This window comes from Desulfosarcina sp. (genome assembly GCF_055467485.1).
Genome location: NZ_JBUOIV010000002.1, coordinates 1 through 12,542 on the forward strand (window position 1 = coordinate 1; position 12,542 = coordinate 12,542).

Here is a 12,542-nt window from a genome sequence, read left to right on the forward strand (position 1 = left end):
CGAAAAATTCAAGCGCGTGGCAACAGCCCTGGCCCAAACAAGCAAAATGACTTTTCGGGAAATCATGCTGACATTTGGGATATGGACGTCCATCGCCCTTGGTACGTGGTGTATTGCCGCAGCGATACATCTACCCATCGCTTTTAAAGAAATCGTTTTTCTAATTGCGCTTCAACTGGTTATGCAACTCATGCCTATACAAGGGTTCGCCAATTCAGGAAATCATGAAAGCGGTTGGGTAGGTGCGTTGGTTCTTATGGGGGTTCCCGCCGATATGGCATTAAGGTTTGCACTCACCTCCCATGCCATTATATTGGTTTACGTTCTAATAATTGGTTTGATTGCACTGGTATTAAGACACACGTTTATCAGATAATACAAATCGGTTAGATTCGAGCAGACGCCCCGGTGAAAAAGCCCCGCAAATCCACCTTGACAAGTCCCCTTTTTCTGAATAGCTTTATAAAAGCTTAAAATTTAAAGGCAAAACCTTAAAATCATAACCTTTTCGTGCCGACCGAAAGCCTGCGCCCCGCAAGGGGAATCGCTTCCACCTTGGTAAACGCAGACAGCCGTTTTGTCTGTGTGGTTCTTGCAATACAGCATAATTTTCCCTATCCGCCGGACATCGCATCACTGTTTGACGGGGAGACAAAAAAAGAATGGGATCGGACCGTGGATATTACTGAAACTTGTCCCTCTTTGATCAATTGCCTTGAAACAGGTAATAATGGTTTGTTCCTCGATCTGAGTGAATCATCAGGTGGAGCGGCCGATTGGGTCGCATCGGCTTCGTGCATCAGTCCATTCTCCGAGACCATTCCCGGTAGCATCAACACCGATGGTGACAGCGTCGTTCAACAGGTTCTTTTGATCCTGCAGAGGGATCAATACGATGCGCCCGGTTCGCTTTCGCCGGTCAACAACCGTGGCGTGGAAGCCGCCTGGCAAAACGCGTATGCCTTTTACCGCAACCGCCGCCCCGCAAAAACACCGATCTTTTTCAAACACCAGATCAATACCAACGGTGAATTTGAGCCGTTTCAACCGTTGTTTTTCTGCCGTAAAACCGCTCACTGGTTTCATCCGGTCTGCCCGCAATGCGGCTTGGCGCTGACCCTTTGCCGGGATGACGCGCTGTTGAAAAAGAGGAAGTTGCCGACCTATTCTGAATCGCTGGAGCGCTTCTTGTATTGCGAATCCTGTGCGACGCTCTCGGATGCGTCCCCGTTTTTCAGTCGTGAAAAAGCGGCCGGCATGCCGGATAATGTCTTTGATGCAAGCGCTCTGGTGGCCCAATGGAAGCAGCTGCTTACCAAATTTCCCGACGATACGGACCTTCCCTGCAGGGGGTGCCCCGACAGGGAAGCGTGCTACGGCCCTGAATCCCTGGATTCCGGTCGTATCGTGCCATTCCGCTTCTTTCCGTTTTACATGATGATGGTGCCTGCACCGTCGTGCCTGGCTACGGATTTTATTCCCCTTATTTCAGGCGCTGTGGCAGCTTCGCCAGGCGCCGCAAACGCGGCCGCCCCGCCTGCCGGGGAAGGCCGGTTCCTCTTCCAGGACGCGGAACGGCAATTTCTTGAAATCCTCTATCTGAAGCTCACCTTTCTAGACCAGGTCTGCCGGCAGTTCATGACGGCAGACGAACAGGAGGCGATTCAGGAGGTCGACCTCTCCCTGGAAGGCATAGGCGTCGATCTTAACCCGTCCGGCACGGGACTTCCCGCCTACTGGAATTTCAGCGTCCGCATCCTGGATGCCGTTGGTGCGTTTCAAGTCAGCCCTTTTGCTCCCAGCATGCCAGAGGCACCGCGGCTTCATTTTATGGGTGCCCTCTGGTTTCGAACGCTGCTGGCCAATTCCGGCCAGGGGGTCGACGCGGTTTACACTGAAGTGGGGCGGGTGCTGCGCCAGATGGATAGTGAAAAAGGCATCCCTGCCCTTGGGATCGAGCCGTCTTCGCCGCTGGACGTGTTCGCTGGCAGGCAGATTTTCTGGACGCCGGATCAACGCACCCTTGACGATAACTGGCCGGTTCATTGGCAACAGGCCGTGCATATGGGCTTTGAATTGGTTCATGCCGGATTGAAAACCGGCGTTGCCTGGGATCACGGCCGCTTTCTCTCTACCCTTGACGCCTTGCGAAATCAGATTCGCGACGAGATGTTCTCCGGACCCGCCATCATCTCGGCAGGCAAAGAGAAGGACGTGGTTACGGAGAAGATGCGTACCGTCCTTCACGGTATCCTTCAAAAATGGAAGGCTGAGTCGGCGTCCGTCATTCGTCAACCCGGCCTTGAGGTGGACCCGGAACGTACGGGTGTCGACGAAACCGTCATATTGACATCCGCCGCGCAAAAGCCGATTTACCCATCAAACAACGGAACGCCAGCAGCTGCCGACCTGCATGCCAAGGATACACCCGGCATGCCGCCGCAGGGAACGGACTGGGATTCGGACGTCCAGGAAACCGTTGTTTTTTCGGCAGCCGGTGAGTCGCCGCCATCCGATTTCACACCGCGGGGTGTAGCACCGCCGCAGGAGCCGGCTTCGCAATGGGAAGATGATAGTGAAAAAACGGTGATCATACGAACCGAACCCACCGCAACTCCACCAAAGAAGGTGCCTCCCGATGACGACATGGAACCGACGGTGATCATTTCAGCGCCATCGATGACAGGCAACGCGGAGGATCTTTCCGCCACGATGGTCCAGAATACCCCCGTTCCGCCGCCGTCGCCACTCGGCGGTTTTGATGAGGATCTGGAGCCAACGGTTGTTCTCAACGCCGGCGTCATGCCGGATGCCAAAAAAGAAGCGTCACGGGGAGATGACGATCCGGCAGCCACCCTGTGTCAAGGTTCCACCGGACGTCAACCGGCGCCAACTCAGGGAACTGGCATTGCCGTTCCGCCTGCTTCAGCCGGCTCATCTGCTTCCGAACGATCAGACATTGATGACGCGCTCGAGGCCACGGTGATCATCAGTCCGTCCGGCAACCATCCGCCGGCGTATCCTTCAGCTGAAAAACCTTCCGGGCCGGTGGAAGAATACGTTGCCGCCACCCGGGTCACCACCCAACCCAGCGACACGCATTTCCGCGCTGAAAAGGCGTCCACGACAGGTGTACCATCCACAATGCCGGAACCACCGCATCTGCCGGCCGGGGCCGTGCAATCAGGGGCAGGGGATGATTCCCGACGCGTGGCGGCGGATCGGGCAGAAGACAGTGATGATATCATGGAGCAGACCATCATTATCCGATCCGACGTGAAAAAGGAGTAGCAAGGATATGGGCGATGAGACAATGATCAACCGCATTTCCTCCGGCCTCGCCGCCCGGGTTGAAGCCGATGAGGCGGTCTCCGCCGATGCGGTCGAGGCTTACCTGAACGAACAGCTGGCCGGGCTGGGCCGTCAGGCGCGGATCGATGCCCTGCAGGCGGTTGTTGACCGGTTGGGCGATTCCTGCCCGCCATGTCTGCCTGACGAGACCGACGAGGCGGTTTTGACGCAGGTCTGTTCCCTGCTGTTGGGGCGCAAGGTTTCTATGGACGACCTCTCTTCCAGCGAACTATTGGAGAAACTGGCCGAATCACTCAACACCATATTTAACACGCTGAACCAACTGATCAGCGTGATCAACATGACCTTTACCGGAGAGGGGACGCCGGAGCAGACGATCCGCCAGGTGATCGGGTACCGTTTGGAAGGGGAAGGGGAGGGGCGTTCGCTGGAAACCTATTTGGATCAGATCCGCCTTGCGTTTCTAACGGCTCAGCAGTCATTTAAAGAATCGGCCCACGCCACGGTCAAACAGGTGCTGACTGTTCTGGACCCCGAGCAAGTGGCTTCGGAGGTGGGAAAGGGACTTAAATTCGGGCCGATGAAAAAGGCCGAAATGTTTGACATATACGAAGAACGCTACGAGAAGATTCATAAATGGTTCAGCTCCGGCCGTTTCATGGAAGATTTTTTACGGGAATTTGAAAAGAACTGCCAGACCAAATTCGGAAAATAAGGAGGCTGATTTGAAACGATTGCTTATACTATTGACCGCCGGGTCGCTGTTCTGGCTAACCGCATGCGCCGCCAAACAACTGCCGCCGCCCCAGTGGGGCTACGAAAAGGAAGCCATCCGCATGCACATCAAGGCGGACAGCAAGCTCAACTTGGACGAGGGCGAAGCGCACACCTTGCTCTTGTGTGCCTACCAGTTGTCCGATCCCAACACCTTCAACCAATTGTCCAATGATCAAGACGGGCTTTATAAGTTATTGGAGTGCGGTCTATTCGGAAATGGGGCGGCTGCATCAAAACGGCTGATTCTGCAGCCCGGCCAGGATATCAACCTGACCCTGGATCGGGCGGAAGGCGCCCGCTATGTGGCCGTTGTGGCAGGCTATTATCTCCTGGAAAAGGACCGGATGGTCAGGATGGTAGAAATACCTGAAATAGTAGAAAAAAAAGGTGTTATCCGAGTGAAAAAGACCAGAAAGCCGGCTCATCTCGGTGTCGATCTGGTCCTGGGACCGCAACAGATTACCACGGTGACGACGTCAACGATAGAAGGGCAGTGATTCATGGATAAACCTCTTTTTTGGCATCAGGGCCTATTCCTTCAACCGCAGCATTTCCAACTGCAGGACCGTTATACCCGGTCATTGATCGAACCGCTTCACCGGATGCTGATGCCTCATTTCTGGGGGGTAGGCAGCATGGCGATCGAGCAGGCAGCACTGGGGACCCGCTCCTTCAGCCTCTCCGGGGGGAGTTTTTTGTTTGCGGACACCACGTATGCCGTACTCAACGAAAATGCGATCATTCACCCCCGGTCATTCGAAACCGCCTGGGAGGACGGCGGCAACGCATTCATGGTCTTTATTGGCGTCAGAAAATTCAATACGTCCAGTGAGAATGTAACGATTGTTGACAATCTGAGCGACCTAAGAGAGGTCCGGACCCGGTACGTCGCCACCAATGAGCCTGAAGATATCCGAGATTTACACGGCAATGGACCAAACGCCAATATTCGTCGCATGCGATTGGTATTGAAACTGTTCTGGCAAACAGAGATGGAGCAATTCGGAGACTATGAATCGATCCCCGTGGCGATGCTTGAGCGTGATGGAGAGAATGTGGTCCTGAGCGACCGTTTCATCCCGCCCTGTTTGACGATCGACGGATCCCAATTCTTGGCACGACTTATCAAGGAAGTACGTGACCAGATCTCTGCCCGTTGCCGCCAGCTGGAGGCTTTCAAAAGAGACAGAGGAATCCATAGCGCTGAATTCGGGTCCCGTGACATGATGTTCCTTTTGGCATTGCGGTCGCTGAACCGTTATGTTTCCCAACTGATCCATATTACTGAATCCACTCAGGTTCACCCATGGACCGCCTACGGCATCCTACGTCAACTCATGGGGGAGCTATCCACATTCTCCGAGCGGGTTTCCGTCACCGGAGAGGAAGCGGGCGGCAAGGTGCTGATGCCCGGCTATGATCATCAACAGCTCTGGCAGTGCTTTTCATCGGCACAAAGCCTGATCACCCGTTTGTTGGATGAAATTACGGCGGGTCCCGAATACATGATTGCATTGCATTTCGACGGCACTTACTATTCGACAGAACTGCCGCCGGCCATCTTCGAAGGCCGAAACCGATTTTTCATTGCCGTTGAAACGGAATCCGATCCGCAGCCTATTTTGCAGTCGATGGAGCAGATCGCCAAAATCAGTTCCCGGGAGTATTTGCCAATTTTAATCGCCAGGGCGTTGCCAGGCATTCGGCTTGAGCATCTGCAGGCAGTGCCACAGGAGCTTCCGCGCAGAGCGAACACCCTTTACTTTCAGGTTGATCATCACGGCGAGCAATGGCAACACGTGCAAAAAGGAAACAATCTAGCCCTTTACTGGGATAGTGCGCCTGATGATCTAAAAGCGGAGCTGATGATCGTAGGGAGAAACTGATATGCGCTTAGCCGACTGTTTCACCGATTTGATCGCCTACACCGCTTTCGTGACCCAATCTCCCGGCTCCGGCCAGGCCTCCTTCGAGCAGGTGGATGCCAACATTCGGCGATTGGTGGCCGACAGCGAATCCATGTGCGAAAAGGGAGGATTCCCACCCGGCGACTGCGACCTGGCGCGCTTCGCTGTGTTTGCCTGGGTTGACGAAACCATCCTGTCATCATCTTGGCAAGGCAGGGATCGTTGGCTGGGAGAACAGCTGCAACGCCGGTACTATCAAACCTCGGATGCCGGCAAACAGTTTTTTGAACGGCTTAACACCATCGGCCCCCACCAGATTGAGGTGAGGGAGGTGTATTACATCTGCCTGTCTATGGGTTTTTCCGGGCAGTACATCAACGAAGGGGATGATTACCTTTTGGATCAACTCCGGAATTCGAATCTCAAGCTGCTCACCGGCAGTTCCATGGGCGTCCCCGATATCCGCAAGATGAGGCTATTCCCCAACGGGTATCAGTCGGACAAGTCCTTCAGCGATTCACAGATGCCCAGAATGAGGCGCTTTACGCCTTTTACGCTGATGTGCGCGGTTGCACCGTTGGTGCTCTATGGTGTGCTGTTTCTCGTTTATCGTTTCATCCTTGGTAACATCGGACAATCACTCATCAACACGGTGCCGTAAATGCAATCACTCATCATGAAGACGCTCAAAGTGATTCTCCTGCTTTTTTTGGCCGCTTTGGCTCTTCTTTTTATCTTCGGATTGGTCTTAATGGCGGGTTGGCCGTGGTGGGTTGGATTTTTCTTCCTAATCGGTATCCTGGGCATCATCCTTTTTGTGATCTTCCTCAAAAAACTGTTGGCCAGAAAAAGTGAAAAAAATTTCATCCATCAGGTGATTGCCGCAGATGAATCGCGCATCAAATCGATGGATAAGGGCCAACAGGCCGGATATCACGAACTCCAGGACCGCTGGAAGGAAGCGATCAGCGCCCTTCGCAAGTCGCACCTCAAGAAGTACGGCAATCCGCTTTACGTGCTGCCATGGTACATGGTCATCGGTGAAAGCGGTTCTGGAAAGACAACCGCCATTCAGGGCGCCGACCTCTCCTCACCGTTTGCCGAAGTGAGTCGCGTCTCCGGCATCTCGGGTACACGGAATTGCGACTGGTGGTTTTTCGAACAGGCCGTGCTGATTGACACCGCCGGCCGTTACGCCATTCCGGTGGACGAGGGCAGGGACAAGGATGAATGGCAAAAGTTCCTCTCGCTGCTCGTGCGCTTCCGCAAAAAGGAGCCCCTCAATGGACTGGTGGTCACGGTGGCCGCCGATCAATTGTTGCAGGAAGGTGTTTCCGCTGCAGAGAATGCCGGAAAAAGCATCCGCAGAAGAATCGATGAATTGATGCGTGTGCTGGGTGCCAAATTCCCCGTGTTCATCATGGTGACCAAATGCGACCTGATCCAGGGCGCAGTGAAGTTCTGCGATCGACTGGAAGAATCCTCGCTGCACCAGGCCATGGGACGAATCAATGCCAATCTCACCGTCGACATGGCCGCCTTTTGCAAAGACAGTGTCGATGAAATCGGCGAACGGCTCAAGGAACTGCGTCTGCTGATGCTCAATCATAATCGTGCCAATGGAAAAGCGGCAGATCCGTCCCTGCTTCTGTTTCCCCAGGAGTTTGAGAAGATCGAGTCCGGCCTGGCCGCCTTCATGCGAGGCGCTTTTCAGGAAAACCCCTACCAGGAGACCCCGATACTCAGGGGGATCTATTTCAGCAGCGGACGCCAGGAAGGCACACCGTATTCCCATTTTCTCAGTCAACTTGGGCTCATCGGCGAAAACGAGGTCCTCCCGGGCACGAATCGCGGTCTTTTCCTGCACGATTTTTTCTCCACCATCCTGCCCGGCGACCGAAAACTGTTTGCCCCCACCCAGAAAACCATTCAATGGAGCCGGTTGACCCGCAGCCTGGGCCTTACCGCCTGGGTGGCGGTTGTGATTGCCGCCTGCGGTCTGCTCAGCTTTTCTTTTGTGAAAAATCTGAAAACACTGCGGGACGTTTCCCAATCATTTTCCACCGCACCGATTTTGCAAGGTGACATCACGACGGACACGCTGATCGTGGAACGATTCAAACAGGCGATCCTCAAGATCGAAGCCCAGAACGACAACTGGTGGATTCCCCGTTTGGGGCTTTACGAAAGCAATCGTGTCGAGTCCGGCTTGAAGCAAAAATATTGTCAGGTGTTCGAGTCCGGTTTTCTGAACAATTTCGACAAACAGATGAGTTATCGGATGACCCGATTCTCTGCGGCTACAGCCCCTGAGGCCATCGGAAGCCACGCCATGCATCTGGTCAGGCGCATCAATCTGCTCAAAGCGAGGTTGCAGGGAAAGGATAGGGACGCGTTGGCCGCGATGCCTGCGGTTGGTTATACGGGGGATCTGATGGGAACGGCGGTGATCGATGAAATTACCGACCAGATCGGTGGGCATTACCTCTATTACTTAATGTGGCGGCGCGAAAATTCCTTGCTCAATGACGAATTGAACGACCTGCAGACCTGGCTCAAGCATATTCTGACCCTATCAGGTGTCAAACTCAATTGGTTGGTCGATTGGGTGAACAGCAACGGCACCTTACCCGGCGTGTACGTGGAGGATTTCTGGAAGGGTCTTTCGCCTGATTCAAAAGCAGTCATTGTGCCTCCCGGTTTTACCCCTGAAGGCAGAGACGCCATCAATGGCACGATTGCCGAAATTGAATCGGCCCTGTTCGAGCCTCTCTCCATCGGATCGCAGAAGCTCGATTTTCAGATCTGGTATGCGAATGCCTACATCGACCAATGGGAAGCTTTCGCCAGGTATTTTCCCAATGGGCCCCTTCGACTGGATGGTCGTGAGGTGTGGCAGCAAATCGGAATGGATATGGCCACCGACGAGGGGCCCTATTCTCAGCTGTTGGCCAAGATGGCCGAAGCGTTGACCCCGGTCAAGGATCAGGAAAAGGTTCCCGAATGGGTCGATCTCATTTACCGGATTCGCGACACCCGGATCCAGGCAAAAGCACTAGACATCGAGGGTATCGCCCCGGGCGGAATCATCAAACGGACGACGGACCGGGTAAAGTCAAACCTCAGTCGTCTCGAAAACCAGACCGGGATTCAGACCGAAGGCACATTACCGTTCGAAGCGCGCCAGCAAGCCGCCAAGGCGTATAAACAATACCAGGACGCACTGAAGGCGATCAGTGTTGTTGCCGATTCAAGAAAGATAGCATTTAAGGTGGCAAGCGACCTGTACCGGGAAGATCAGCTCAACGAGGAAACCCCATTTTTCCTGGTACGCCAGGGCGAGAAGAAGCTGCGATTGATGCTGGGTAAAAAAAATAAGGAGACTGATCTCATTTGGGATCTTATCAACGGCCCGATCCAATTTTATCATGAATACGTGATCCGGGAAGCCCAGTGCCAGCTGCAAAGTATCTGGGAAAAAGAGGTCTTCCTTGAGGTTCAGTATATCCCCAGTGGGATGGACCTGAATAAACTCCTGATGGGCGATGATGGGGTCGCCATCAAATTTCTCAAAGGACCTGCCGCTCCGTTCATTGATCGAAGTCGCGGCAAGGGCTACCATGCCAAGTATGTTGACGGTCGAGCCTTGGATTTCAACACCAATTTTCTGACGTTTTTAACCCGCGGAGAAAGCGTTGCCAAACCCGTTGTTGCCAATTATCCGGTGACCATCAAGGCATACCCCACCGCCGCCAATGCTGAGGCAGCGATCAAGCCCCATGCCACGAAGCTGGAGCTTAAGTGCGGCAATGAACGAAATCAGCTGATCAACCTGCATTATCCGGTAAGAAAAACATTTAACTGGTCGGCACAAAGCTGCGGCGATGTGATCTTTAAAATCGAAATCGGGAACCTCGTGCTGACCACCGTCTATGACGGTTATCTCGGTTTTCCCCGATTTTTAAGCGATTTCAACACCGGGCAGCGAACCTTCCGTCCTGAGGACTTTCCTGAACAGGCCGCCGCACTGAAACGAATGCGGATTAAGAACATCACCGCAAAATATCAGTTCTCCGGGCATCGGCCAGTGCTCCGTTTTCTCCAAGCGTCTCCGGGTAGCGTCCCCCAGGAAATCGCCACATGCTGGGCAAACTGATCGGCGCGTCCAGGTGGAACTGGACGGTATTCGGCAAGCACCCCGTGGCCAAAGACTATTTTCAGATCAATCTGACCTCGCCGATGGCCAGCGCCTTTGCCCAATGGGTGGATGCCGGTTTTCGGCAGCTTCCTGAACACTCGCGCCGCACCACGGTATGCTCATGGCGTTTCTGGGCCAAGGGGCAGAAAAAAGGGACCACACTGTGTGGCTTGGGAAAAAGCAGCAGTGACAGCCTTGGAAGGCCCTACCCCATGATGATTATCGGGGAAGGTGCATTGGACCAATGGGAGAAATCCTGGCATTTAATGCTGGTTGGTCTGGGACCGACCTGGGAGACACTCGAGTATGCTTCCACACGACGGCTGAGAAGCCTTGACCAGTTGGAAGCCGATATCAACCACCTGGAGACGCCCCGCAAACAATGGCGGCGGGCAAGAGAGACGAACCACGAGGAGCCGTTCGAAGATCTGCCGGAATGGAAAAACAATAAAATCATCTTTTCCGGTGTCAGAGAGAAGGTGCAAGCGCTTGAAACAGACGGCAGGCTGTTGATTCCACTGGACAGCCAGGGCGTCACGGACCCCTTTCAACTGGCCCTGGCATGGCACCTGGCCTTGAAGGATTGTCTATCGCCGGTTCCGAGCACCGTGTTCATGGGCGGCAGTCCGGAAAAGACCCTTCTTGCACTTTACTGCCGACCGCTATCGTCGGACGACTTTTCCGTGCTGTGGTCGGTTTAACTTGCCATTTATGGTGCGCGTGAGAAATGATGGTCTTGCTTTCAGGATCGCCGAGGGGTGTTTTTGCCTGAATAAATCATTGTATCGATTCCAGCAATCAGGTCAACCGTCTCCTCGCCGTCACTTAGGCAGGCGGTCAATTCAGCAGCGACCCGCGCATCGTTGTGCTGTGGCCGGGATCGCAACAATCCGCGAAAAACCGAAGCGGCCTCCCCACGTTCAGAACCGGAATAGGAGGTGAAGAATAAAGGTTTACAGTTCGACCCCTAAATGATATAAATGATATAATAATAGTAAGTTATTTGATATTATCATGTTCGACACCCTATATCCATACGGAATCCTTGAAACCGATGGATACATGCCGCATCCTGATAGCCCTCGCTGACCTATATCCCTTTAGGTGAGAAAGGGTGGCAAAAGTCACATATTCAAGCAACAACGATCATCCATTCATAGAGGTTAGCCGTGACCCATTTCAGCGTTGACGCACTCCTCAGCGAAATTTCACCTGACGCCCCCTGCGGAGAGGACATTTCCTATGATGTTGCCTTTCTGGAACTCGAGCGAATCGCCCAGGGCAAGGCGGAGACACAGGTGGGTGACTATGTTCAGGAAAGTGAGGAACCCGATTGGAAGCAGGTCTTTCGCCGGAGTCTCGAACTACTCGCCCGCAGCCGGGATCTCAGACTAATCCTTTACTTGACCGCCGCGTCGCTCCGATTGACCGGTTTATCGGGTTTCCGCGATGGCCTCGCCTTGCTATGCGGTGTGCTGGAGCACAACTGGGAGCACGTCTTTCCACAGCTGGATCCCGAAGATGACAATGACCCGTTGGAGCGGATCAATATCATCAGTGCCTTGTCACCGCCATCGACGACGATGAGCGATCAGGACCCGATGAAATTCATTTCCCGGTTGATGGAGATCCCACTGTGCGTACCAAAGGACACGCGCCTACCCCGGGTGAGCCTGCGTCACATGCTGATGGCATCTGGTGAACTGCCGACCCCCGAAACAGAAGCCAATGCGATACCTTCACCGCAGATCATCGACGCCGCTTTCGAACAAACCGACATCGAAGATCTGCAGACCACGGGTCAGATGCTGCGCGGGTGTATCGACCATCTCGCCGCCTTGGATGCCCTGCTGATTGAGCGGGTGGGAACAGCAGCGGCTCCCAATTTCAGCAGGCTGGAGCATCTTTTGCAGCAGATGCAATCCAAAACAGCCATGTACATGGAGCGCAGGGGATATGGCCCGGATGCATCACTGCCCAAGCAGACCGAGGAAAAAATGGAAAGCGACGCAGACAGGAATCGATCCCGTTCAAGCGAATCCCAGGCAGGCACCGACGACCAGGCAGTTCCTACCGGTGATGCCTCTGGACGGGCGTTGTCCGGTCGGATCACATCGAATCACGATGTGCTTAGGGCCTTGGACATGATTATCAATCACTACGAACAGAAGGAACCATCCAGCCCGGTACCACTGCTGATCAAGCGGGCCAAGCGTCTTGTCGGTAGAAGTTTCGTGGACATCATTCGCGACCTTTCACCGGATGCCATGTCTCAAGTGCAATTGGTCAGTGGGGAGGCGGATCCGCCCGAAGATTGATTGACAATATCGGGGTTCGTAGACATCTTA

The 12,542-nt window shown here is 54.0% G+C and carries 9 protein-coding genes; all 9 read left to right on the top strand.

The window, feature by feature from the left end:
* Window positions 1-376: lysylphosphatidylglycerol synthase domain-containing protein (locus ACZCED_RS01170; protein ID WP_464860033.1), on the top strand; the 376-nt coding region annotated here is incomplete at its 5' end.
* Between the two features lie 359 nt (window positions 377-735).
* Window positions 736-3,291 carry a hypothetical protein gene (locus ACZCED_RS01175; RefSeq protein ID WP_464860034.1) on the top strand — a complete coding sequence of 852 codons (2,556 nt, stop codon included), beginning with the start codon at window positions 736-738 and terminating at the stop codon, window positions 3,289-3,291.
* Window positions 3,292-3,298: 7 nt separating this feature from the next.
* On the top strand, window positions 3,299-4,027 hold the full coding sequence (locus ACZCED_RS01180) for a hypothetical protein (RefSeq protein WP_464860035.1): 729 nt from the start codon (window positions 3,299-3,301) through the stop codon (window positions 4,025-4,027).
* 10 nt (window positions 4,028-4,037) lie between these two features.
* Window positions 4,038-4,586 (top strand): type VI secretion system lipoprotein TssJ, encoded by a 549-nt coding sequence (tssJ, locus tag ACZCED_RS01185; RefSeq protein WP_462968929.1) that lies wholly within the window; start codon window positions 4,038-4,040, stop codon window positions 4,584-4,586.
* A gap of 3 nt (window positions 4,587-4,589) precedes the next feature.
* Complete coding sequence (tssK, locus tag ACZCED_RS01190; RefSeq protein WP_462968928.1) at window positions 4,590-5,975, top strand: type VI secretion system baseplate subunit TssK; 1,386 nt, start codon at window positions 4,590-4,592, stop codon at window positions 5,973-5,975.
* Between the two features lies 1 nt (window position 5,976).
* Window positions 5,977-6,657, top strand: coding sequence for a DotU family type IV/VI secretion system protein (locus tag ACZCED_RS01195; RefSeq protein WP_462968927.1), 681 nt, complete (start codon window positions 5,977-5,979; stop codon window positions 6,655-6,657).
* On the top strand, window positions 6,658-10,152 hold the full coding sequence (locus ACZCED_RS01200; protein WP_464860036.1) for a type VI secretion protein IcmF/TssM N-terminal domain-containing protein: 3,495 nt from the start codon (window positions 6,658-6,660) through the stop codon (window positions 10,150-10,152). It begins immediately after the preceding gene.
* Window positions 10,137-10,895, top strand: a complete 759-nt coding sequence (gene tagF, locus ACZCED_RS01205; protein WP_462968925.1) for a type VI secretion system-associated protein TagF — start codon at window positions 10,137-10,139, stop codon at window positions 10,893-10,895. The genes ACZCED_RS01200 and tagF overlap by 16 nt, the downstream gene beginning before the upstream one ends.
* Window positions 10,896-11,363: 468 nt before the next feature.
* Window positions 11,364-12,512, top strand: a complete 1,149-nt coding sequence (gene tssA, locus ACZCED_RS01210) for a type VI secretion system protein TssA (RefSeq protein ID WP_462968924.1) — start codon at window positions 11,364-11,366, stop codon at window positions 12,510-12,512.
* The last annotated feature ends 30 nt before the right edge of the window (window positions 12,513-12,542 follow it).